Genomic DNA, 24036 nt, shown 5'->3' on the forward strand with positions numbered 1-24036 from the left:
TTGGATGTCATAATGGATCGTCTTGATAGGAAAATTCTTCGTCTTTTGCAGGAAGACGCAACGCTTGCTGTCGCAGATATTGCCAAAAAAGTCGGGTTGTCGACAACACCTTGCTGGCGGCGGATACAAAAACTTGAAGAAGATGGAGTTATACAGCGGCGCGTCGCAATCCTTTCTCCTGATAAAGTCAACACACGCGTTACTGTTTTCGTCTCTGTGAGAACCGGTGCACACAACCATGAATGGTTAAAAAGATTTTCAGAAGTTGTTCATGCTTTTCCGGAAGTCGTCGAATTTTACCGTATGAGCGGCGATGTAGACTATTTGTTGCGCGTTGTTGTTCCCGATATTGCGGCTTATGATGTTTTTTACAAAAAACTGATCGCAAAAATTGATATTAGAGATGTATCTTCAGCTTTTGCTATGGAACAAATAAAATACACGACCGAGTTACCGCTCGATTATATGGTGATCGAAAAGGAAGTAAATCATCTCTAAAAATGTCATTTGAACTTGATAAAAATATCAGCCTTGCTCTTTTGAGGGCGAAATGCCCTCTTATCCAATGCATAACCAACGAAGTTGCAATGAACTTCTCTGCCAACATTCTTAATGCATTAGGCGCGTCTCCGGTCATGTCTTTTGCTCCCGATGAAGCAGCCGAGTTTGTTGAACATTCTTCTGCGATTACAACCAATATAGGCACATTGACGCGCGAAAAATATGCCGGCATACGGTTGGTAATGGAACGCGCGAAAATACTGGGCAAACCTGTTGTATTCGATCCGGTCGCGCATTTTGCTACAACCTTCCGCCAAAAGGCAACAGCGCACCTCCTCACCCTATCTCCAAGAATTATACGCGGTAATGCTTCGGAAATCACGGCCCTTACAAAGACGACAAAAGCACATGGTGTCGACAGTCGTGATGAGGGTAAAACAAGCTTTGAAGCGGCAATCAAAGCGGCCCGATTGACAAAGGCCGTTATTGCCATGTCCGGCAAAAAAGATTTTATTACCGATGGTAAACGGCACGTCATCATCGAAGGTGGCAACAGCCTGATGTCCAAAGTCTCGGCATGCGGATGTGCGCTTACCTGCGTGACCGGAGCTTTTATTGCGCTTGCACCCGATAAACCGTTCGATGCAGCTATCAAAGCTTTTTCAATATTTTCTGCTGCGGGTGCTCTTGCCGGTCACAATGCTAAAGGCCCCGGCACTTTCGTACCTCTTTTTATCGACGCGCTTGCAACCATAGATGATGAAAGCATTGCTGCACACATTTCGGTTACGCCTTGGCAAAACGACATTGAAACAGAATAAAAATAACTGCCTTATATCAACGGGCTATCAGATTTTAATTCCCGCCTGTTCAAAGGTTGCCATTTGCGAATGTGTGAGAACGGCTGCTTTGACAACACCTGCTGCAATTGCGGCTCCCGTCCCCTCGCCCAATCGCATTCCAAGGTCAAGAAGCGGTTTCTTTCCTATCTTGTCCAGCAAGCGGCGATGCGCAGGCTCTGCTGAAACATGTCCGGCAATGCAATGATCGAGCGCATGAGGATTTATTTTATGCAAAATGGCTGCGGCCGACGTTACCACAAAGCCATCCAGAATAACGGGGATTTTTTCCATACGGGCAGCAAGAATTGCACCCATCATAGCTGCAATTTCACGCCCGCCAAGCCGCCGCATAACTTCAAACGGATCATTCAAGTGATCTTTATGAAGTTCGACTGCCTTTTTTACCGCCGCGATTTTACGCCGGTAATAATCACCTTTGGAGCCGGTCCCCGGCCCTGTCCATTCTTCGGCTTTTCCGCCATAAAGTGCCAGAGAAATCGCCGAAGCAATGGTTGTATTGCCTATACCCATTTCTCCCAAACACAGTAAATCGGTACCACCGGCAATTGATTCCATGCCAAATGCCATCGTCGCGGCAGCGCCGCGCATATCCATTGCCGCATCCTTGGTAATATCCATGGTCGGATAGTCCAAAGCGAGGTCGAATATTTTCAACCCGAGATCGTAGGCAACGCATATCTGGTTAATCGCAGCTCCACCGGCAGCAAAATTTTCAACCATCTGCTGCGTGACGGCACGCGGAACCGGCGTAACATTTTCATCGGTGACACCATGGTTGCCGGCAAACACCGCAACCAGAGGCCTTGTAACAATCGGCTTTTCTTTGCCTCTCCAGCCTGCGTACCAGAGCGCAATATCTTCCAGTCGCCCCAGCGAACCTTCCGGTTTTGTAAGTTCCGATTGCCGCTTCCTCGCCAACCTTATGGCATTTTCATCAGGATCAGGCAAACTGTTCAATAAAGCACGGAAATCATCAAAAGGACTGGAAGCGGCCACGGAAACACCCTTCAAACAAAATGAACGAATAGAATCTTATCTAGGACTGTTCTATAAGCAATTTGAAACCACTTTAACAGGAGTAAGAGAAATCTTGACCGATTTTCTTGGCCCATTCATGCGCAGCCTGGGCTTTCTCACGCGTTTGCCCATAAAAAGCCATTGGTTTTTGCCTGAAAAACCGATTTCGACCGACGCACATTATTTTCCTATAGCGGGCCTCCTGATCGGACTTTTATCGGGATGTTGTCTGGCAATCGCACGCTTGATCGGGTTTGATATATGGGTTTCGGCAATTTTTTGCGTTTTCTTTACAATCATTCTGACCGGCGCACTTCATGAGGACGGGTTGGCAGATGTGGCAGACGCTTTTTTTGTTTCAAAATCGCCGGAAAATCGCCTGACTATTATGAAAGATTCGCGCATTGGAACTTATGGCACATTGGCATTGATTTTTTCGGTTTTTTCGCGAATTGCGCTTATTGCTTCAATCGAAATAAACCACGGCCTATACCAAACAATCATTGCTTTAATAGTGAGCGAAGCTGTAAGCCGTGGTGGCATGGTCTGGTTCTGGACAAGGCTTCCACTTGCACGAAAAAATGGCACGGCAGCCGCTGCCGGAGAACCAGCGGCCGATATAGCACGAAAATCATTGATAATTTCGGCCATTATTCTTCTCGTCGGCGGTATTATTTCCAACAGCGTCATCTCGATGATAATATCCATCGCAGTTTTATTCTTGTTTATTTATCTATTTTCCCTAGAGTGCCAAAAACGCATTGGCGGCTATACCGGAGACACTCTGGGCGCCGTCGAGCAATGTCTTGCATTGATTTTATTGGCAATAGCCAGTCTTGGCCGTTGAGCCTCATAACCGCAGATTGACCGGAGACAAAGCTCTATGAAACCGTTCTGGCTTATTATCTCTGTAGCAGCTTTGATTATTATACTCATATTCGCCTTTGGCGATAATCCAGACAACACCACAACGGACAGGATTGCCAATTTAACCTATTACGGAATTTGGGGGCTTGCAGCAACGTCGGCACTGCTCGGATCAAAAATCAGATTGAGTGATGCCTTACGGAATACAGCAATATGGTGTGTTATTATTTTCGCACTCATGTGCGGCTATAGTTTACGTTACGAAATACAGGACTTTGCACATCGGGTAACCGCGGGTTTTATTCCGGGAAGTCCACTGACGCGCTACAATGAAAACGGTAGAATAGTGAATATCGAACGCTCTACCAATGGCCATTTCCAGATCCGCGGGCTTGTCAACGGCAACAGTGTGAACCTCACTGTGGACACCGGCGCTTCTGCTGTGGTTCTAACGTATGATGATGCTATTGCAGCCAATCTTGATGTCGACAAATTGGGGTTCAATATTCCCGTAGCGACGGCAAACGGCTACACGAATGCCGCACCGATCATGATTGATAGCCTGAAAATAGGCGATATTGAACGCAACAATGTTCGCGCTCTTGTCAGCCGTCCAGGAGACCTGTCAGGAAGTTTATTGGGGATGAGCTTCCTCGACCGGCTTTCAGGTTACTCCGTTCGCGGCGACCGGCTTATTCTTGTTGATTGAAATATCCGAACGCTGTTCACACTATGGTCGAAACTACCGGATGGCAGACGAAACACCACAAAACAATCTATTCGATATAAGAATAGGCACGGCGAAGAACAGATGACTGTGCCCCCTCCCGATTGGCTTCGGAGGAAAGCGTCTGGCGCCATTTTTTTGCGCCTTGCCGACCGGAAAATAGCCCTATCATGTGGCGGGTAACATGCGAAAGTTTGCCGCCACTATCCTTAATGTAACGGTCCGCATATTCACACATTTCATCAATGATTGCGCTGTCATCGGCCAGAACCCGATCGTCATGATAAATTTTAGCGTCAACCTCGCGCAAAATTGCCGGATTTTGATAGGCAGAACGGCCGACCATGCCACCATCGACATGCTTCAAATGGGTTTCTACTTCATCCAACGTTTGAATACCGCCGTTTATCCCTATGAAATGATTCGTATTTTTTAATTTCAGGTCATAAACGCGTTGATAATCAAGCGGCGGTATGTCACGATTTTCTTTCGGGCTCAAGCCTTGAAGCCATGCTTTACGGGCGTGCACCCACAAGGCATCACAACCGCTTCGCCATACCTCGTTAGCGAGATTATCAAGCGCTGGTAGCACATCCTGCTCATCAACGCCGATGCGGCATTTTACTGTAACGGGAATGGAAACAGCCCGCTTCATTTTTTCAACGATTTGTCCGACAAGATCCGGCTGCAGCATAAGGCAAGCCCCGAAAGCGCCCGACTGCACTCGATCGGACGGGCAACCGACGTTGAGGTTAATTTCATCATAACCGAAATCCGCGCCGATTTTTGCAGCTTCTGAAAGTTTTTCGGGTGAAGAGCCGCCCAATTGCAAGGCCAGCGGGTGTTCACGCTCATTGAACCCTAAAAGTCTCTCCCGATGCCCGAAAATGACAGCATCTGCGACCACCATTTCGGTATAAAGTAATGCATGTTTTGTCATCAAACGGTGAAAATAGCGACAATGTCGATCTGTCCAGTCGAGCATTGGCGCCACTGCAAATTTCGGCTTATCCAACCCTTCATAAAGCGACATATTAATGAACGCTCCTGTTTTCATCGCCGACAATCAATTGAGCCAGTTATCAAGCCGCTTTAGTGCCTCGTCAATTGCAACCGGCGAGCCGGCATAGGAAAAGCGCAATGTACGTTTTCCTTCCAATGTGTCGAAATCAATACCCGGAGTTGCCGCAACATTGGTCTCCTCAAGCATTTTGCGGGCAAATTCTGTGCTATCATTGCTGAATTTGGAAATATCGCAATAAGCGTAGAACGCACCATCCATCGGTGCCAATAGTTTTAAACCCAGAGCCGGTAGAGTTTTCTTCAGGTTTTCGCGGTTGATACGATAGGTATCTTTTACTTTTTCAAGCTCGTTTGTCGCGTCAAATGCGGAAATTGCTGCAATTTGTGACAGTTCCGGCGCTGAAATATAGAGGTTTTGCGAAATTCGCTCGACCGCCCTCACCGCGTTTTTTGGCAGCACCATCCAACCGACGCGCCAACCGGTCATGCAGTAATATTTGGAAAAAGAATTGATGACAGTTACGTCGTCTCCAAAAGCCAATGCCGTCGTATCGGGGGCGGCAAAGTTAAGCCGGTGATAAATTTCATCCGCAATCACTGTAATATTGTGTTCGCGGCAAAATTCGACGATGTTTTTCAAATCTTCCGGTTTGATTGAAGCACCGGTAGGATTGCTGGGAGACGCAAACAAAACGCCTTTAATTGGCGCACGTGAATGTTGTTCTTCCAGCATTTTTACGTCGAGAAGACCGTTTCCCTTCGTATCAATTTCAACAACGTCAAGTCCGAGGGCTTTCATTATATGGCGGTAAGCCGGATAACCGGGTCGTGTTATCGCAACCCTGTCCCCCACATCGAAAAAAGTCAAAAAAGCAAGATTGAACGCTGCTGATGATCCGGTTGTAACGGCAATACGTTCCGGAGAAATCGCCAATCGATGATATTGTTCATAATAGGCAGCTATTTTCTCGCGCAATCCGGTTAATCCAAGCGAATCGGTGTAGCCGATATGTCCATCTTTCAACGCCCGTTCGGCTGCTTCACGGACAATCAGCGGACATGGTGCGGCAGGCTGGCCTATTGCCATTGAAATAACCGCTTCTCCGGCTTCCCGCTTTTTATTGGCCGACGCGAGCACGTCCATTGCAAAAAAGGGATCGACATCACTTCTTTTCGATAGACAAATCATACTGGTCTCCACTTAAAAAAACATATAAGCTCAAGCATTGTGCCGCATAAAAGCCTGAAAGCCATGGATAAAACAATAAACAAAACGTATCTCTGCTCTGAGCACTCCGGGGAGTATTTATGAAGATAGAGTTGCAGACTTCAAGACAAAAAATCCTGTCATTTACAAAACGATCAATATCTCTCTTGCTACGCATTGCCTTGGCTGTAATATTGGTGTTTGCACCATCTATCGGCGTTGCGCAAGCCCAGTCGCAATCGGTTCCTATCATTCGTGATGCCGAAATCGAACAATTACTATACGATTATACCGCCCCCATTTTTAAAGCTGCCGGCATCAGGAACAAAATCCAGATCATCGTCGTAAACGACCAGAGCTTTAATGCTTTTGTTGACGGTCAACGTATGTTTGTCAATATCGGTGCAATCATGCAAGCGGAAACACCGAATGAACTGATCGGCGTCATTGCTCATGAAACAGGGCACTTGGCAAATGGTCACCAACAGCGTTTGCGCGAACAGTTGAAACATGCACAAACAATGGCTGTCATCGGTATGCTGCTTGGCATCGGTGCCGGAGTAGCCGGAGCAGCGACAGGCAATTCTTCCGCAGCAGGAGCCGGTGGTGGCATTGCGGCAGGAAGCAGTGAAATGGCTATGCGAACATTGCTCAATTATCAGCGTAGCGAAGAAGCCGCAGCCGATAGAGCTGCCGTTAATTATCTCAATGCAACCGGTCAATCGACAAAGGGTATGCTCATCACATTTGAACGTTTTTCCAATGCACTCGCACTTTCAGGCGCCAAGGTCGATCCTTACAGGGTAAGCCACCCGCTCCCGCGCGAACGTATAGCCGCGTTGGAAACGCTTGCAAAACAAAGTCCGTATTATGACAAGAAGGACCCGCCGGAATTGCAGTTGCGCCACGATATGGCGCGGGCGAAAATAGCCGCCTATACCGACCATTTCACGGAATTACGCCGGATGTTCAAGGATAATCCGCGCGGACTTCCTGCCCGCTACGGCGAAGCAATATTGGCAGTCGAAAGCGGTTCGCCAAAAAATGCTGTTCAAAAAGTCAAGGACCTTGTCAAGGACGAGCCGAAAAATCCGTTTTTTCAGGAATTGTTAGGCGATGCGCTGATTAAAGCAAATGATCCGGCCGGTGCAGCAAGTGCTTATAAACGCTCGGCAGACATTGATCCGCGTGGTTCCAGCCTGCTCAAGGTCAGTTACGGGCATGCACTGCTTTTGACAAATGATCCCAAAAATATACCCATTGCTATAACAGAAATACGCGAAGGAATCGCCAAAGAACCGGAATTTGCAGCCGGTTATGGCTATCTCGCTCTTGCCTATGGGCGAAGCGGTCAGGTTGCACTAGCCGACCTTGCAACGGCCGACATGCATTATTATAGTGGTAATCGTATGCAAGCGCGCATTTTTGCAACGCGGGCAAAACAGAAATTGGCACCCGGTTCTGCCGAATGGTTGCGTGCGCAAGACATTCTCAATACAACGCAACTGAAAAATTGATACCAGATGAGAGAAACTATCAATGAAATCTTTCAAGTCATCATTCATAAATAAACAGTTTTCGTTTGCGTTGGTAATGGGAGCAACAATGATGTTCGTTCCTTTTCAAAACACCGTTTTTGCAGCATCTGCACAAAATGACACAGCAAATGAAATAAAAAACCGGATTGTTGCCGACCCGAACTTCATTAAAGCGGTAGGGGAAGCAATCGGCAATCAGGCAACGGACGACCATATTCGCGAGGTTGTAAAAGACTATCTGGTCAAGAACCCCGAAGTAATGATTGAAGTGCAAGAAGCTCTCGACAAAAAACAGGCTCAGAAAATTGCAGAAAATCAATCATCTGCCATCAACTCGATGAAAGACGAAATATTCAATTCCGGTAATGATGCCGTCATCGGCAACCCGGAAGGAAAAGTCACTCTGGTCGAATTTTTTGATTACAATTGCGGATATTGTAAAAAAGCTTATCCCGATATGCAAACACTTATCAAAAACAACCCGAATTTGCGTATTGTCCTCAAGGATTTTCCGATATTGGGTCCTGATTCGGTAAAAGCCCACATTGTTGCACGCGCCGTGCTGAAATTAATTCCGGCGAAATATCCTGAATTTCATACAGAAATGCTCACCAGCGAGGGGCGGGCAAATGAAGAAAAAGCGATCAAAATTGCTTTAAAACTTGGGGTTGACGAAAAAAAGCTGCGCGATGCTATGAAGGATGAAAAGCTTCAACAGGTTTTTTTGACGAATGGTCAAATAGCTTATGCACTCAATATTAGTGGCACTCCATCCTATATTTTAGGCGATGAAGTTCTGGTTGGTGCTGTTGGTGAAAATATTTTAAAACAGAAAATTGGACTTATTGAAAAATAGGAACTTCTCGCCGCTTCAAGTCGTTGAAACTTTTGTTGACACTGTGCTGCAGTGGGGAATTTTGCACTTTCGCTTTTTTTCCAACATGCTTATAAGCGTTTTATGTGTCAGACTGTTGCAGGAAATGCTACAGTTTCGTCAATTGGGAATTTAAATGCCATCCTTGCTTCAACCAGAGGATGGCGATCAGACATAAATTAGTCCGATCTTAATAAATAAAAACGGTCACGACGATCGAGGAGTAATGAAAGAGATGGCTACAAAAACAACAAGTACCGTCAAGAGCACAGGTGTAAACAAGGATCTCATCCGCGATCTCGCAGAAATACTCAATGATACAAATCTTTCAGATATTGAGGTCGAGCAAGGAGATCTGCGTATCCGTGTTTCACGGCAATTGAGTGGTGGTACACCGGTTCAAACCGTCTATTCTCCGGCTCCGGCTGCTCCCGCAGCAGCGCCCGCACCTGTCGAACCGGTAAAAGAGGATTTGACTAAAAACGCAGTCACATCTCCCATGGTCGGCACTGCCTATCTCGCACCTGCACCGGGAGCCCGTCCTTTTGTTGAAGTAGGACAAAAAGTTTCCGAAGGGCAAACTCTTATAATTATCGAAGCAATGAAAACGATGAACCAGATCTCTTCACCGCGTTCAGGAACAGTGAAAGCTATTTTGGTGGAAGATGCGCAACCGGTAGAATTTGGTGAACCTCTGGTCGTTGTTGAATAAGACAGGATCGCGAAATGTTTCAGAAAATCCTGATAGCCAACCGTGGTGAAATTGCACTCAGAGTTCTGCGCGCCTGCAAAGAGCTTGGTATCAAAACGGTTGCAGTCCATTCGACTGCCGATGCTGATGCCATGCATGTCAGGCTTGCCGATGAAAGTGTGTGCATCGGCCCGCCGCCTTCGCGCGATTCCTATCTCAATATCCAACAAATTGTTGCAGCTTGCGAGATAACAGGTGCCGACGCCATCCATCCCGGCTATGGTTTTCTTTCGGAAAATGCCAAATTTGCCGAAATTCTTGAAGCCCATTCAATTACTTTTATCGGCCCGACGGCTGCTCATATTCGTATTATGGGCGACAAAATTGAAGCCAAGAAGACCGCAAAACGCTTGGGCATTCCGGTTGTTCCAGGGTCTGATGGTGGCGTAACAGAGGACGAAGAGGCTTATAAGGTAGCTGATAAAATCGGCTATCCGGTTATCATAAAAGCTTCTGCAGGAGGCGGTGGACGCGGCATGAAGGTTGCACGTTCACGTGAAGAGCTTTCAATTGCCCTCAATACCGCCCGTAGTGAAGCGGCGGCGGCTTTCGGTGATGACGCTGTCTATATCGAGAAATATCTCGAAAACCCGCGTCATATCGAAGTTCAGGTCATGGGGGATGGCTCCGGAAACGCTATTCACTTGGGCGAGCGCGACTGTTCCTTGCAAAGACGCAATCAAAAAGTCTGGGAAGAAGCAAATTCTACTGTACTTGATGAAGAGGCGCGCCAGAAGATCGGCATGATTGTTGCCAACGCCTGCGCCGAATTAGGCTATCGTGGTGCCGGTACAATCGAGTTCCTGTATGAAAACGGCGAATTCTATTTTATTGAAATGAATACGCGTCTTCAGGTCGAGCATCCGGTAACGGAGGCTGTAACCGGCATTGACCTTGTTCACGAACAAATTCAGGTTGCAGCCGGCGAAGGTCTTTCGGCAAAACAAAGTGAAATCCACTTTTCAGGCCATGCGATTGAATGTCGTATTAACGCAGAGGATCCGGTGAACTTCACCCCCTCTCCCGGATTGATTACGCATTTCCATACGCCTGGCGGTTTGGGTGTGCGTGTCGATTCAGGCGTTTATTCGGGTTATCGGATACCGCCTTATTATGACAGCCTGATCGGTAAACTGATTGTTCATGGAAGAACACGGCTTGAATGTATGATGCGGTTGCGGCGGGCACTTGATGAATTCGTTGTGGATGGCATCAAAACGACACTTCCACTTTTCCGTGATCTTATTGGTAATGAAGATATAGCCAAAGGAAATTATGACATCCATTGGTTAGAAAAATATCTTGCCAATAAGGCAGCATCGGGCAACTGATCGTCTTGTCGGAAAACGACGATAATAAACTTCCCCCTGCGCTATTGCTGAGCGCTTATGCGCAGGGTATTTTTCCAATGTCGGATGATGCAGAAGACCCCGATATTTATTGGATACGTCCCGAACGACGCGGGATTATTCCTCTGGAAAATTTCCATATTCCGAAGAGTCTGAAAAAACGCATCAAAAAAGTCCCGTTCAAAATTCTCATGGACACAGATTTTGAAGGTGTGATTTCCGGTTGTGCCGAATCAAAACCCGGACGCGAAACAACATGGATCAATCATCCGATACGTAAAGCATATGGTGAACTTTTTGAACTCGGTTTTTGTCACACTGTTGAAGCCTGGCAAAATAACGAGCTTGTCGGCGGGTTATACGGTCTGGCTTTGGGGCAAGCATTTTTCGGTGAAAGCATGTTTTCGCGTGCCACCGATGCATCTAAAATATGCCTTGTTGCGCTTGTCGAACATTTAAAAAGCCATCATTTTTCACTTCTTGATACACAATTTACAACACCTCATCTCGAACATTTCGGTGCTGTCGAAATTACGCGACAAGATTATGAAATGCGCCTGAAAAAAGCCCTATCCGGACACGCTGAGTTTTAAATTCTTCGTATTTTCTCACCAAATTGCCGCCTAAATTCCCACATGTTTTTCAAAAATTTCCAGTACGAAAAAAAGATTGTTGTTTTGGCAATTTTTCTGTTTGCCTTTGGCGAAGTTTATGCTAGTTGCAGTGCGGCGCCCTTATAGCTCAGTTGGTAGAGCACCTGATTTGTAATCAGGGGGTCGGGAGTTCGAGTCTCTCTGGGGGCACCATTCTTTTTAATGAGTTACACGCTGTCAGAAAATATATTATATGTGACGGGTGTTGCGGCAGGGAATATCAAAAAAGCCATTTGCGTTCCCCTCGTTTTAAAAAATGCCTCACTAAGAAACAACACCCCTCGGCCTCCCGGCCACTTGATGAGAGAACTGAAGCCGTCCGGCGTGATTATTGTTCTTTTTGAAAATCCTGTATTTCACCCGCCCAAACACGAGCGATATAAAGTTTTAGAATGGATAGACACAAGGAAACGGCGAACACTGGTTCACCGTGCCCTGATATGTGGCTCGCATTTCAATCATATTTGATAATGATTCCGTCAGAAAAAGCAGCAGACGGCACAGACGCGCATTCTCTTTGTCTTGGAGAAAATCCGTTAACGCGGGCAAACTTTCAATTTATCGGGTTATCTATTATTCAGATCAGACAGTGTATCTGACAGAGTTTGCTCTATGGGACGGAATTGAAGCCCTAGAATTTTCGCATATCTTTCGCTGCTGAAATGCGTTCTATCATATTGGCTTGCCATCAAACGGACAGAAGCCAATGATAATAAAATGGGCTTGCCTGTAAACTTGCCATAAAGTTCCTGCATAACAGCGAAGCAGTACAATAGCGGCATCGGTATTGTCTTTGTTGGTGTTTTGACTTTTGCATAATGACCGATCATGGATACAAGATCTTTCATATGGATGTGACGTCCTGCAACGAGATAACGTTCTCCCGGCTTCCCCTTGAAGGTGACCACGATCATGGCAGCAGCAACATCTCTTGCATCAACAACCGAAAACGTACTTGGAACAATGGCAGGCAACTTCCTGTTCATGACATCTAACGCAAGTTGTCCTGCCGAGGTAGGCCCCAGATCACCAGGCCCCCACATCCACCCCGGTAAAATATAATAACATTTCATTATCGGATGCAGAGTGGCAAATTCTCTGACTGTTCTTTCACTAATGATTTTGCTTCGATAGTAATCATCCGAATTTTCTATATCCCTATCACATGTCTCATCAATCAATGTGCCGGCTTTACCATCCAGAACGGCGATCGAAGAAACATGAACAAAGTGTTCGACTCCGGCTTTCAAGGCCGCTTCCAACAGGCATTTTGTGCCATTAATGTTGATATTTTCCAGTTCGCCCCAATGGCTGCCCCCTTTATAGTTATCGCGGAAAAAAGCAGCGGTATGAAAAACCGTTTCGCATCCGTTCAGATGGCTTTCAAAGCTACCAACATCGGTTATGTCGCCCTGGATAATATCAAGCTTATCATGAGGGGCGAATTGCTTATTTGCCTTTTGTCGCGACCGGACCAGTGCTTTGACATGATAACCTTCGTCGATCAATTGACGCACCAGATTATTGCCTAATAGTCCGGTGGCACCGGTTACGAAAACAGTTTTCATCATCCAAGATTCCACATATCAATTGATATTCATATATCAACTGATATTTATGTTTCTTTTGCTGGCTTGTCAAATGAAATGTCAGATGATATTTGATATTTATGGTAAAACAGACGAAACCGCGTAAAACAAGATTGGAAAGCCAGCAACAGACACGTCAGAACCTGTTGGAGGCTGCACGCGTTCTATTTACAGAATTAGGGTACGAGGCCACCTCCATCAGAGGAATCTGTGACAAAGCAGGCTATTCACAAGGAGCTTTTTATTCCAATTTCAATAATAAGTCCGAAGTTCTTGTAGAGCTTCTCGAACAGTATAAATCATTTGAGGCAAATTCCCGAAAACAGCTCGTTGATGATGCAGGGGGTAATTTTGAAAAAGCCTTGAATGACATGATCGTATGGTTTGAACGTAATGATCGAAATATTTCCCACACAATTTTGTTCCTTGAGATGCAAATTCATGCTTTGCGCCACCCGACATTTGTAGAAATTTATAATAATCTTATGGACGAACAAAAATCGTTCTATACGAAGCTCGTGCAACACCTGTTTGTTATGAGAAATATAGACCCCCCCTTTGATTGCTCGATTGTTGCCGAAGGGTTAATGGCACTTGGGGCTAATGAAGCAGTTGCCAGACGATTGAATCCGAAACGGGAGAAGCAAAATCCATTTTCGGCCTACCTGAAATTGATTTTTCGGATAGAAGAGGAATAGACAAGTTTGAAGCGGGAAAACCGATATATTGATCGTATAGGCATGAAATATTTATCTGCCTCTTTTTCGTAACTATCTGCAATGTGGTGTCGCTATTAACGACCTGATAAATTTCCGATGCGACGAAAAACAGAAACGACAACTACCAATTTTTCCGGAATTTCATTGACTAAAAATTGTCTTTATGGCTCACAATTTACATATAAGAAGCATTATTATGAAGTGACATGATACACCGTAGTATATTTTTTATTTTTAAAATAACTGAATAGAAATTTCAGAGTAACGTCCTCTTGGCCTATTCGGTTTATTCGCTATTTTTCTTTAGAAGCTGAAACGCGTTATTTGCTTAGGCTATAGTCCCGTTTCATAAGTATGATAGGTTTTTGCACCATATTAAATTGAAAACAAGTTTTTCCAAAAAGCCGAATTCTCGCCGTCATCAAGAATTAATACGCTCTTATTTATACCATGTTCCGTCACATATTTTTTTGAGCTTTACGTCACAGAGTAACATGGTTGACCGCTTCCATCGGTATGACGATTCATTCGGCCGTGAGCTGTAATTGATAGGCTCTTATGAAATCATCCGCCCCTATTATGATCGGATTGAAACTTTTTAACTCGCCATAAGAGGCATCAAGCACAATGACTTCACGTTTACCGGTATTAATCGCATTCGTTTCTGCATCAATCCAGATTGTATCGTCAGCAAAACAACGATTTTTTTACTACCAGACGTGAATATAAGAGCTATAGGACGTCTGGAATTTCAGAAAGTGCGCTACAGAGTAAACACGATCTGCCCCTTGCCGACCATTAGTCTTTATAATCGCAATATCATCAAAATGGGTTTCCCAATCCAATATTTACCGTCTATAAAACATCAATCCAATTCAGCGCTTCATGCGTTTTTGCCCAATTGTGCTTGCGCCTTCTTGCCCTGATCGTTTTCTATTTTAACCTTGGTATACTGCGGACAAGCAAAGTATTTTTAATGCAATTTCGTGTTTTAAAAATATTAATCAACCGATCGAGCGAGGCGTTAAGTTTCAAAATAACTTCAACCGATTTTTGTATTTCTTGATTGACCAATTGGAATAATGTCCATCATCCTACGAACACAACCTTACACGATTGCTTCCGCTCGCATTGTTACTTCATAAATAAGCTGCTCAAGCTCAAGTAAGAACCGGTTAAGAAAGAATATCTTTCCACTCCATGCTTTCACCAGTCAAGTCAAACTCGTCTGCATTAAGTTGCCTAGATGCAGAAATATGCTTGAGCGATTTCCTGTATGGCTGACTTGCCAAGAAACAACCAGAATTAAATCGCGCTTCTGCGGTGTAACAAGCGAAGGCGTAACGTGTTAGATGACACGCGTTATTAGCAAAAAGCATGAGAAAGTCGAATTATGCGACGACACAAAGACCAATAAGATAAAAGCAGACCTTCAGCGTGAACATACTGTTGTTGCTATGAATGAACTTATCCCCACTGGTGTGCCTATTTATTACTTACGTCATTGCCGGAGTTAGTCGCCTAAAACAAAATGGTGGGGTGTTTTTATGGAGCCATGCCATATTGTTGTCATACGCTGTCAATCGGGGCGCCTATTCAAGTTTATTTGTTATGCAACACTCTTTTATAGTTCAAAAAATGCATGGGTTTGAAAATCCAGGCAACGAGCGTTACCAGTAGCGTCAGAAAAGACGCATACCGTCCATTTTTTTTAAAAATCGTATTAAAACAAATCCCTTAACCGTCATAGTCAGAAACAGGTTAGTTCAAACAATTGCGTTATTGCGTTCAAGAAGAAATTAAGTCGACTTACTTTTCTACTACGGGTTTAAAAAATTATCCGATCAAAAACTAATACCATCAACGGGATTAAAAAAATATGCCGGACAAAGGCTCCCTCTCCTATTGGCCGGCATATCAAATTTTTCAATGTTATCCATCAAACAAACTTGTAATCAAACCGTTTGTTTCAATTCAAACGCCGAGATCATTTCGTACGTTTTATGGCGTCCGCCAGTTTGCTGACAATCACATCAATCTGATCTTTTTCAACAATCAACGGAGGAGAAAGTGCTATAATGTCGCCGGTTTGACGAACCAATGCACCATTTTTGAAGCAATCGACAAAAATTTCATATCCACGTTGTCCGGCCGCTCCATCGCGAGGTGCCAATTCTACCCCCCCGACAAGACCGATTGTGCGAATATCAATGACATTGGGTAGCCCTTTAAGCGAAAATAGCGCGTCTTCCCAGTATTTTTCGAGCTCTTTTCCACGTGTCAACAACCCCTCTCGTTTATAAATATCCATCGTTGCAAGGCCCGCAGCACAGGCAACAGGGTGTCCGGAATAAGTATAACCGTGGAATAGCTCTATCTGGTTTTCCGGTCCTTGCATTAATGCTTTATAAATATCTTCCTGAACAAAGACTGCTGCCATCGGAACGGAACCATTGGTAAGTCCTTTAGCGCATGTCACCATATCGGGAACGACTCCGAAATAATCGACCGCAAATGGTGTTCCAAGGCGACCAAAACCGGTAATAACCTCGTCAAAAATCAGAAGAATTCCATATTTTCGCGTAATTTCCCGCAAGCGTTGCAAATATCCGACGGGAGGTAATATAACACCGGCTGATCCGGACATTGGCTCAACGATAACGGCGGCAATCGTTTCAGCACCGTTCAAAGCGACAATGCGTTCAAGATCGTCGGCAAGTTCGGCACCGTGCTGGGGCAAACCGCGAGTAAAAGCATTTTTCTCGATATTCAACGTATGGCGCATATGGCTTGCCGGAATCTGCGGAAATACACGTCGGTTATTCACCAGACCTCCCACCGAAATACCTCCGAAGCCGACGCCGTGATAGCCTTTTTCGCGCCCGACCAGATGGGTGCGTGTTCCTTGCCCGATCGCTCTTTGATAAGCAATAGCAATTTTAAGAGCAGTATCATCGGCTTCCGAACCGGAGTTGGCAAAAAATACGTGATTGAGACCACTATCTTTACCTCCCGGTGCCATTTCAACGAGCCTGTTGGAAAACTCGTGAACGATCGGATGGGACATTTGAAAACCGGGGGCATAATCCAATGTTGCCAATTGGTGTTGCACTGCATTGGTAATCTCGTCACGACCATGCCCTGCATTGACGCACCAAAGGCCGGCCGTACCATCAACAACTTTATTGCCGTCGATGTCGGTATAATACATACCTTTTGCTGCCGAAAGAATGCGAGGATTTGCTTTAAACTGGCGATTGGCCGTGAAGGGCATCCAGTAACTTTCAAGTGAAATCGTATTGTTAATCTTTGTCATGAATCCCTCCGTTAAATTATTATTATTTATACTAAGGTGGTTTTTTCCAGATTAAACAAGTCGTTTTCTTCATATTTTTAACTATCTGATTTTATTAATTTGTATTACAAATATTTCGATATTTTCAACACTATGAACGGGGAATAGAATGGAAAACACAGATATAGGCGTGAGATTGCGTTACGTCCGATTGGCGAAAAATATATCGCAACGCAAACTTGCAGAACGCGCAGGTGTTACACCTTCGACGATTTCGTTAATTGAAGCCGGTCGGAGTAATCCCTCGGTTGGTGCGTTAAAACGTATACTTGACGGGATTCCGATTGATCTCGGAGAATTCTTCTCGTTAAAACCGGAAATGCCTGCCAAGTTTTTCTATAAAGCTGACGAATTGACCGAAATCGGCAAGGGCAAGGTTTCCTATCGGCAAATTGGCGAGCGTTTTCCCAACCGTGCATTGCAAATTCTGAAAGAACGTTATCAACCGGGATCGGGCACAGGAAAAGTGCTTCTGGTTCATGAAGGCGAGGAAGGCGGTATCGTTATATCGGGCAGACTTGAAGTCATAGTAGACAATGAAAGAAGAATTCTCGGACCAGGCGATGCTTATTATTTTGAAAGCAGAAGGCCTCACGGTTTTCGCTGTGTTGGTGATGCCATTTGTGAAGTTGTCAGCGCCTGTACTCCACCGACATTCTGAACAGTCTGAACGGTCTGAACGCTATTGATCTTCAGCAGAAATTTTTATTTTGCCCCAAGCAGAACAATGTGTTGCCGGTGAGATATTGATAGAAACGATCGCATTTCTTATGACACAAAACACATCACCAACAAGCTCAAGTGCCGAATATTTGACGATGGACAATTGACGGACAGATAACTTCGTTCAGACTGATCGAGGGGTATTTTCAACGTTTTCGAGGTTTTCATGAAAGCCCTGAAGGATAAAACAAGGGTATTTCATCGACACTTTGTTTATGTCGATTAAAACGTACCATTCATAAAGACCGCGATATACCGACGGAATTGAAAATCAAAGCCTAGTTGGTGGAACCCGACAATATGCCGACAATCACAATTTAATGAAAGCCGTTTACAAAGAAGTTATAAATATCACGGTTCCATGTTTCGAGTTCTACCACCTTGGCCAATTTATAATGTTTAGAGAAAATTGTGTCGTAGTCTAACGCTTTGACGGCCTTGTGTATCCAATGATTTCCTGATGGTCTGAATACTCATTTGCTGCATGAACGGCCTTTTTCGGTATTCCCGTCATACAACATGATATTTATCGCTCGCTGTAAAACGGTGATGTTCTAAACATGAACGGATATTTCTCTTCTTGGTGGGGTCGGATGAGGCATGTCATCGAGAGCGTCTAACCCGATTTCAGGAAGGAAGTGGCAATCTTTTATCGTTTCGTGCGAGACTTGCAAACGGGTTGATGCCCCATAAGTTATTTCCATCATTTTCGGGATTTTTATTACAATTCATGGATAAAATTCATCTCTTTTTGACAGACGATCGGGTAACAACGTTCATCCGCCCGGTTTAATTAGAAATTTGGGGGGGTCGGCTACCCTGCCCTTTGCTTCAAACCATCGAGGCTATGCGTTTTAATATTGCATCCTGTTCAATCCTTCCCCTTTCGCCAGTTGTCCTGACACCTTTTTCAATATGACAACTCTCCAAAAAAATTGGAGAATAACCACCCGATTTTATAACCGGCTGCGTTCGAGTTCAGATTAATATTTGAAGATCCAATGTTCATGGGTTCAACATTGATGAGCTATAGATGTTCATTAAAAAGAAAAAGTGCGAAACTATCGGATTTTTCTTCAAAAATTCCGAGGCTGGCAATCTGTTTAGTTACGCCCTCGCACCTTTCTACAAAGCAATTTCTGTTTTTTTAAAGGTCATGTGTGACATCCACAAACCCGCTTTCTTATCGTCAAGACAATAGACATAACGTCCAAAACCGACAGATTGTCGATTTTTAAAATAAACCATGAATTGATTTCGTTAAAAGAATGCCTTTAATGTCATCGCTTATATGCAGGGAAATATACCTTCATATATTTCCCTGCTTGAAGTGGTCATTATAATGCCCGCTTAAAGAAAACGAACAGATTGACTTGTTTATAATTGAACTTTCTTCGCAAGCTATCGCTCGAAAATCATTCGGTTTCGGATACTGCGTTTTGGCTCGTACTGATGTTAAACCTGTTTTGTTTGAATTTGTTCATAATGACAAAGACAATCAAAATAAACGCCACCGAAATCAAACATTGCATAAGACTGATCCGCGTTGAATCTTCAAACAGCATACTGACGATAACAGCAATAATGCAAGCAGTTACAGCAAGGGGGAGCCAGGGATGACCCCACATTCTGAATTTCAGCGTTCCTTCGGCGACCCACCGTTTGCGCAGTTTCATTTGTGACAAACAAATCATCAAGTAAATAAATAGAAATACCGCACCGGATGAATTAATCAGGAAAAGAAAGACTGTATCCGGCCAAAGAGCTGCAATAATCACACATGCATAACCGATCAGAGTTGAAAAAAGCACGCCTTTTATTGGTACTCCGCGAGCACTGACATGTGTAAGGGTTTTTGGCGCTTCTCCGCGCAAACTAAGCACAAACAGCAAGCGGGATGCTGTATAAAGACCTGCATTTATCACCGACAGAATTGCCACAAGAATGACAATTGTCAGCATCGTGCTGGCTCCTGGAATACCAATAGTGTCAAATGTGGTAACGAAAGGTGATTTACCCGGAACAACTTCGGTCCAGGGCTGGATGACAACAATCAGAAAAGTTGAAATTACAAAGAAAGCCAGAACGCGGATAATAACGCTTTTGACTGCTTGTTGCATACTCCGTTCAGGATCCGCAGATTCAGCAGCGGCAATTGCAATCACTTCGACACCGGTCATCGAGAAAATGATAACCACAATAGATGATAAAAAGGCCACTATTCCATGCGGAAAAAAACCACCGTGATTGAAGAGGTTCGAGATCGAAGCGGAAGACCCCGGCCAAGGCCCGAACGCATAAGCCGCAGCTACTGCAATAAACACCACGATGGCGATGATTTTAAGTCCTGAAAACCAGTATTCGGCCTCACCGAAAGAGCCGACAGAGAGTAAATTGATTGCAGTCATCACAATAAGCAGTACCAGTGCAATCGACCACACAGGAAAATCGGGGAACCAGCCATTGATGATCTGGCCTCCGACAACCGCTTCAAATCCCACAACAATGACCCAAAAATACCAATAAAGCCAGCCCGTGGAAAAACCGGCCCAATTGCCGAACGCCATTCTCGCATATTCGACAAACGACCCTGAAACCGGATGGGCGGCAGCCATTTCCCCAACCATGCGCATAATCAACATAACAAGAACGCCGGTAAAGGCATATGCCACAAAGGCCGAAGGGCCTGCTAACGAAATTACAGCACTGGAACCGACAAACAGTCCTGCACCGATAATACTTCCTAATGAAATCATCGTCACGTGACGTGTTTTCAGTTTTTGTTGCAGCTTCGGATTTTTTTCCGTTTGCTCTATCATTGTATTTGCTCCCATTATTTTTATTTTACAAGATAAGCTAACGTAACAAGATAAACTCCTCTATTGGCGATTATACGCCAATGCGCTTTTCGTTAATACATATGTATGATTGGGAACAATTCTTTATCACGGTAGAATACCGGCAGTTTTTCCCGCCTTTAGTGCCAGCCAGAACGTTGCAGTACCTTGTGAGGAGTTCGGCTTAAGACCGGTCAATTGTTCAATCAGGTGAATGCGGTAAATCAACGTCTGACGATGGATTCCGAGCACATATGCCGCAGCTTTCCAGTTGCAATCCTGTGCGATGAATATATCCAAAGTCTGGAGCAAAGAAGTATGGTTTTGCTTATCGTAATCGATCAGTTTCCCTAAAAAATGCTCGACAATATCCCGCGTTTCCGAAACTGTTTTCGGAAACAGACTGACGATTTGTCCCTCTGTTCCGTATCGCATGATATTGCAACTGTTTTCCTTGGCTTGAGAAAGCGCAATTTTCGCCTGACGTGTACTTTCGACAAATCCTGTTGCCAATGTAACCGGCTGGCTAATGCCAATTTTCGTAGCAGGGCCGAAAGCTTCAACCACAGCGCCAATCATGTCTTCATTATCGGGTAAGGTAATATAATCGGGTTGACCGGCAAGAATAAGCGGAAACGAATTGCGAAAAACCGGATGATAATGGATGTCTTCAAATGTCCATTTGGCGGGGCCACCTACTTCTATTGCAAGATTGACAAGTGGATTTTCCAGATTGCGGCGCATCAAAATTGCTTTCGTTGCACGGTAATCGACATCACCTGAAAGAATATCCTTGAATAGTTTTTCGCCCTCTTGTCGCTGCCGGTCGCACTCGATCATCTGGCGTTCCATTTCAATGCCGATCAATCCATTGAGATAATGGGCCAGCAATGGGTCAATAATGGTTTTCTCGTCATGATGCCAAAGATAGAGCAATACATGACTACGACCTGGTACTTCAAGCGGCTGAACGTTATCTGGAACTTTCAATTCTTTTGATGAGGCTGCAATTATTTGGTGGCTGCGAATGTCGCTCACAATCATATGCCATGATTGGCGGCGCCCCAGATTTTCAAGGCGTTCATTCAGTTCCAAACTTTCATGCAAAGACAGTGCATAAGCTTGAAAGAGCTTGTGCCCCGCTTCCAATTGGTCCCTTCGGGTATTCATACTGCTTTCTATAACGATGCGCGCGATGCAAGCGAGTTTCACCTTGAAATGAGCAACCAGAATTGGAAAGTTATGTTCATCGGCAATATCAAGCAAATCTCTGGTGAGGTTGGCTGCATCACTACGGGGAGTAATAACAAGTGCACTGGCATTCGAGGCTATGAGCCTGGTAATCCATTCAACTTGTTCTTTGGCATTTACGGGTATGCCTGCACCGGTAGTCATCACCAGATTACCCGCAGAAACCCAGTTCCAAGGGTCCGGAAGATCGACTGCATGAGCCCAATTGACTAATTTTTCGCCGCCTTGCGTGCCTGCTTTATAGCTTAACTGCAAGCCCTTGTTAGCAACCAAATCGTTGACTGTAATCATTATTCTCCCCCCCTCTTCCGGTATCATTGACATGATCGCATTTGCCCACGCGGAAAAGCGCCGGTTTAACGTTTATTTCAAATAATAAATAATTTTATTCCACTGTCATTACCAAACAAAGATTATTTTAAATCGGGGCTTTTAAAGTTCTATATGAACGACCCATTCTATCGCTATATGTCCCGTTCCGGTTATTTGAACTTTATCAACGCTATTACCAACAACTTGTCAGAATGGCTTCCACCATACTGAAGATAAACTCTATCTTCGCAGCCAATATTGAAGCTATCACAATGATATGCTTATGCACCAAGCCACCGAAAATGTGATTGGAATTTCGGAGATTATTTTGCGGAGAAGACAGCTTGTTATCGTCGATTAAAAAAGAGATACATGGCGCATATTTTCAATCCGGAAGACCGGAGAAATGCATGTAACCATGTAATGATATGCCAACAATCAATAGATTTACAAGAATAGTCCGGATAACCTTATAGCAAGCCAAACAATAACATCCGTAAAAATTTAAAAATACTGACACATAAAAGATCACTTGTAATTAAATAAATAATATAATTAAATATTTCAAAAATACATAAAATATTTTTTTAATTTTTAAAAAACATAATAATTTACGTTATTAATTAAATTTATTTAAAATATAATATATATTTTTTATTTATTAATAATAAAATTGTTAATGAACGCAACCAAAAATACAATTTTTAAATGTAAAATTTTAAGTGTTAAACCGAAATTTCACTTATGATGGAGCACAATAGCTCCATCATAAGTTATTATAGTTGCATTCAAAATGACTACGCCCTCACCTTGGGAGCGATGTTTTTCGCCCATAGGCCTGTCACAATCGGTACAATAACAGAAGTGATAACGACGCATGTGGCAACCAATGCTGTGGCAGAATGTGCAACAGCCGAAAATTCGGGGTTGATCTGCGCAATCGCTACAGGTGTGGCTACAGCCGCGCCAGCCGAACTGGAAGCTGCGATTCCGGCTGTTCCGCGTCCTCCGCCTATGAAAATATCACTCAAAATAAGTGGAATACCGCTAATGACAACAACACCAATAGCCATTGTAATACCAAGCAAACCGGTCTGCACTACAATACTCAAGTCAATGGTATTCCCAAGTGCGAATGCAAAAAACGGGATCAGCAATTTACTTCCGGGGCTAAAAAGCGCTCTTAAATCGTTATCAAGATTACCGAGCACAAATCCGACCAGAAACGGAATTAATACGCCGACAAGATGGGCGGGTGAAAATGCTGCGGCTCCGATAGTACCCAAAATTATCATTGTTACCAATGGGCCCGATTCCATTGATACGAGAACCGAAGCGGCAGCTTCTTCTTTTGAGCCATACATATGGGTGAGAGACGCATAAAGACCGGCATTGGTCATATCTAACGCCGAGACAACTGCCAGAGTTGAGAGACCTGCGAAAAAACCTTCCGTTATGCCAGCCGACGGCAAAAACCGCATACAGATAAACGCAACTATCCAGGCAACAAGAATTTTAGTACCAATCAGCGTTCCCGACTTTCTTAGAACTGTTCCGGTTGCTCGCAAGTCGATTGACGTGCCCATACAAAAAAGCCAAGCTGCTAATAAAGGTATAGCGCCCGTAATTATCCCTTGGGTGAATGAACCGAAATAGGAAGCTGTGCCGGGGGCAAAACTTTTTACCAATGCCCCCAAAAAAAGAGGGACGATCATAAGCCCGCCGGGTATTTTTTCAACATAATGTAATATACGCATTCCAACTCCTCCGCTTTTGTGCGTAATAACTGCTATTGTGGATATGTTGGTGTTGCGAACAAGTTTCCTTTTGAAACTTCATCGCTTGTTTATTGGGGCGCAAAGCCTGTTGCGCCTTGATGT

General features: G+C 44.4%; 19 protein-coding genes and 1 tRNA gene. 12 read left to right on the top strand and 8 right to left on the bottom strand.

The genetic code is table 11. The annotated features are described in order from the left end of the window. Window positions 1-12 precede the first annotated feature (12 nt). Complete coding sequence (locus tag GQS64_RS07785; RefSeq protein WP_077992377.1) at window positions 13-498, top strand: Lrp/AsnC family transcriptional regulator; 486 nt, start codon at window positions 13-15, stop codon at window positions 496-498. A gap of 2 nt (window positions 499-500) precedes the next feature. Continuing rightward, window positions 501-1322: a hydroxyethylthiazole kinase gene (gene thiM / locus GQS64_RS07790; protein ID WP_198231185.1), complete on the top strand. Its 822-nt coding sequence runs from the start codon at window positions 501-503 to the stop codon at window positions 1320-1322. Between the two features lie 27 nt (window positions 1323-1349). On the opposite strand, the gene cobT is transcribed toward thiM, so the two are convergent. Then, a complete protein-coding gene (gene cobT / locus GQS64_RS07795) occupies window positions 1350-2360 on the bottom strand; it encodes a nicotinate-nucleotide--dimethylbenzimidazole phosphoribosyltransferase (protein ID WP_077992381.1) in 1011 nt (336 codons plus the stop codon). Window positions 2361-2454: 94 nt separating this feature from the next. On the opposite strand from cobT, the gene cobS reads away from it, so the two are divergent. Then, entirely contained in the window at window positions 2455-3228 is a 774-nt protein-coding gene (cobS, locus tag GQS64_RS07800; RefSeq protein WP_246786445.1) for an adenosylcobinamide-GDP ribazoletransferase, read from the top strand. 36 nt (window positions 3229-3264) lie between these two features. Then, window positions 3265-3957, top strand: a complete 693-nt coding sequence (locus GQS64_RS07805; protein ID WP_198231186.1) for a TIGR02281 family clan AA aspartic protease — start codon at window positions 3265-3267, stop codon at window positions 3955-3957. Between the two features lie 67 nt (window positions 3958-4024). Here GQS64_RS07805 and dusA read toward each other — a convergent pair whose 3' ends face one another. Beyond that, on the bottom strand, window positions 4025-5008 hold the full coding sequence (gene dusA / locus GQS64_RS07810; RefSeq protein WP_198231187.1) for a tRNA dihydrouridine(20/20a) synthase DusA: 984 nt from the start codon (window positions 5006-5008) through the stop codon (window positions 4025-4027). 33 nt (window positions 5009-5041) lie between these two features. Beyond that, window positions 5042-6187: a pyridoxal phosphate-dependent aminotransferase gene (locus GQS64_RS07815; protein WP_198231188.1), complete on the bottom strand. Its 1146-nt coding sequence runs from the start codon at window positions 6185-6187 to the stop codon at window positions 5042-5044. Window positions 6188-6306: 119 nt separating this feature from the next. Here GQS64_RS07815 and GQS64_RS07820 point away from each other — a divergent pair, with 119 nt between their 5' ends. The 6 genes from GQS64_RS07820 (at window position 6307) to GQS64_RS07845 (ending at window position 11523) form a co-directional block, all read left to right on the top strand. After that, window positions 6307-7722, top strand: a complete 1416-nt coding sequence (locus GQS64_RS07820; protein ID WP_077992387.1) for a M48 family metalloprotease — start codon at window positions 6307-6309, stop codon at window positions 7720-7722. Between the two features lie 88 nt (window positions 7723-7810). Beyond that, a complete protein-coding gene (locus tag GQS64_RS07825; RefSeq protein WP_246798522.1) occupies window positions 7811-8599 on the top strand; it encodes a DsbA family protein in 789 nt (262 codons plus the stop codon). A gap of 253 nt (window positions 8600-8852) precedes the next feature. Continuing rightward, on the top strand, window positions 8853-9329 hold the full coding sequence (gene accB, locus GQS64_RS07830) for an acetyl-CoA carboxylase biotin carboxyl carrier protein (protein ID WP_198231190.1): 477 nt from the start codon (window positions 8853-8855) through the stop codon (window positions 9327-9329). 14 nt (window positions 9330-9343) lie between these two features. Further along, entirely contained in the window at window positions 9344-10699 is a 1356-nt protein-coding gene (gene accC, locus GQS64_RS07835; RefSeq protein WP_198231191.1) for an acetyl-CoA carboxylase biotin carboxylase subunit, read from the top strand. Window positions 10700-10704: 5 nt separating this feature from the next. Then, window positions 10705-11310 (top strand): leucyl/phenylalanyl-tRNA--protein transferase, encoded by a 606-nt coding sequence (aat, locus tag GQS64_RS07840; protein WP_198231192.1) that lies wholly within the window; start codon window positions 10705-10707, stop codon window positions 11308-11310. Window positions 11311-11447: 137 nt separating this feature from the next. Beyond that, window positions 11448-11523: transfer RNA gene (locus tag GQS64_RS07845), tRNA-Thr, on the top strand. A gap of 413 nt (window positions 11524-11936) precedes the next feature. Here GQS64_RS07845 and GQS64_RS07850 read toward each other — a convergent pair. Further along, window positions 11937-12941, bottom strand: coding sequence for an SDR family oxidoreductase (locus tag GQS64_RS07850; RefSeq protein ID WP_198231193.1), 1005 nt, complete (start codon window positions 12939-12941; stop codon window positions 11937-11939). Window positions 12942-13039: 98 nt separating this feature from the next. On the opposite strand from GQS64_RS07850, the gene GQS64_RS07855 reads away from it, so the two are divergent. Beyond that, a complete protein-coding gene (locus tag GQS64_RS07855; RefSeq protein WP_077992394.1) occupies window positions 13040-13657 on the top strand; it encodes a TetR/AcrR family transcriptional regulator in 618 nt (205 codons plus the stop codon). A 2008-nt stretch (window positions 13658-15665) separates the two neighbouring features. On the opposite strand, the gene GQS64_RS07860 is transcribed toward GQS64_RS07855, so the two are convergent. After that, complete coding sequence (locus GQS64_RS07860; protein ID WP_077992395.1) at window positions 15666-16994, bottom strand: aspartate aminotransferase family protein; 1329 nt, start codon at window positions 16992-16994, stop codon at window positions 15666-15668. Window positions 16995-17142: 148 nt separating this feature from the next. On the opposite strand from GQS64_RS07860, the gene GQS64_RS07865 reads away from it, so the two are divergent. Then, complete coding sequence (locus GQS64_RS07865; protein WP_077992396.1) at window positions 17143-17694, top strand: cupin domain-containing protein; 552 nt, start codon at window positions 17143-17145, stop codon at window positions 17692-17694. A gap of 1477 nt (window positions 17695-19171) precedes the next feature. On the opposite strand, the gene GQS64_RS07870 is transcribed toward GQS64_RS07865, so the two are convergent. The 3 genes from GQS64_RS07870 to GQS64_RS07880 all read right to left on the bottom strand — a co-directional run bounded on the left by GQS64_RS07870 (window position 19172) and on the right by GQS64_RS07880 (window position 23913). Further along, window positions 19172-20575 (bottom strand): amino acid permease, encoded by a 1404-nt coding sequence (locus tag GQS64_RS07870; RefSeq protein ID WP_077992400.1) that lies wholly within the window; start codon window positions 20573-20575, stop codon window positions 19172-19174. Between the two features lie 126 nt (window positions 20576-20701). Further along, window positions 20702-22135 carry a PucR family transcriptional regulator gene (locus tag GQS64_RS07875; protein WP_198231194.1) on the bottom strand — a complete coding sequence of 478 codons (1434 nt, stop codon included), beginning with the start codon at window positions 22133-22135 and terminating at the stop codon, window positions 20702-20704. A gap of 818 nt (window positions 22136-22953) precedes the next feature. Further along, window positions 22954-23913, bottom strand: a complete 960-nt coding sequence (locus GQS64_RS07880; protein WP_077992404.1) for a 2-keto-3-deoxygluconate permease — start codon at window positions 23911-23913, stop codon at window positions 22954-22956. Window positions 23914-24036: the final 123 nt, after the last annotated feature.

Source organism: Bartonella sp. P0282 (genome assembly GCF_048452985.1).
Taxonomy (GTDB): domain Bacteria; phylum Pseudomonadota; class Alphaproteobacteria; order Rhizobiales; family Rhizobiaceae; genus Bartonella; species Bartonella choladocola.

Bases quoted from the DNA above. Each gene is read 5' to 3' on its own strand.
- GQS64_RS07785 (WP_077992377.1), top strand. From the start codon at position 13: ATGGATCGTCTTGATAGGAAAATTCTTCGTCTTTTGCAGGAAGACGCA.
- thiM (WP_198231185.1), top strand. From the start codon at position 501: ATGTCATTTGAACTTGATAAAAATATCAGCCTTGCTCTTTTGAGGGCG.
- GQS64_RS07805 (WP_198231186.1), top strand. From the start codon at position 3,265: ATGAAACCGTTCTGGCTTATTATCTCTGTAGCAGCTTTGATTATTATA.
- dusA (WP_198231187.1), bottom strand. From the start codon at position 5,008: ATGTCGCTTTATGAAGGGTTGGATAAGCCGAAATTTGCAGTGGCGCCA.
- GQS64_RS07815 (WP_198231188.1), bottom strand. From the start codon at position 6,187: ATGATTTGTCTATCGAAAAGAAGTGATGTCGATCCCTTTTTTGCAATG.
- GQS64_RS07820 (WP_077992387.1), top strand. From the start codon at position 6,307: ATGAAGATAGAGTTGCAGACTTCAAGACAAAAAATCCTGTCATTTACA.
- GQS64_RS07825 (WP_246798522.1), top strand. From the start codon at position 7,811: ATGATGTTCGTTCCTTTTCAAAACACCGTTTTTGCAGCATCTGCACAA.
- accB (WP_198231190.1), top strand. From the start codon at position 8,853: ATGGCTACAAAAACAACAAGTACCGTCAAGAGCACAGGTGTAAACAAG.
- accC (WP_198231191.1), top strand. From the start codon at position 9,344: ATGTTTCAGAAAATCCTGATAGCCAACCGTGGTGAAATTGCACTCAGA.
- GQS64_RS07850 (WP_198231193.1), bottom strand. From the start codon at position 12,941: ATGATGAAAACTGTTTTCGTAACCGGTGCCACCGGACTATTAGGCAAT.
- GQS64_RS07855 (WP_077992394.1), top strand. From the start codon at position 13,040: ATGGTAAAACAGACGAAACCGCGTAAAACAAGATTGGAAAGCCAGCAA.
- GQS64_RS07860 (WP_077992395.1), bottom strand. From the start codon at position 16,994: ATGACAAAGATTAACAATACGATTTCACTTGAAAGTTACTGGATGCCC.
- GQS64_RS07865 (WP_077992396.1), top strand. From the start codon at position 17,143: ATGGAAAACACAGATATAGGCGTGAGATTGCGTTACGTCCGATTGGCG.
- GQS64_RS07870 (WP_077992400.1), bottom strand. From the start codon at position 20,575: ATGATAGAGCAAACGGAAAAAAATCCGAAGCTGCAACAAAAACTGAAA.
- GQS64_RS07875 (WP_198231194.1), bottom strand. From the start codon at position 22,135: ATGATTACAGTCAACGATTTGGTTGCTAACAAGGGCTTGCAGTTAAGC.
- GQS64_RS07880 (WP_077992404.1), bottom strand. From the start codon at position 23,913: ATGCGTATATTACATTATGTTGAAAAAATACCCGGCGGGCTTATGATC.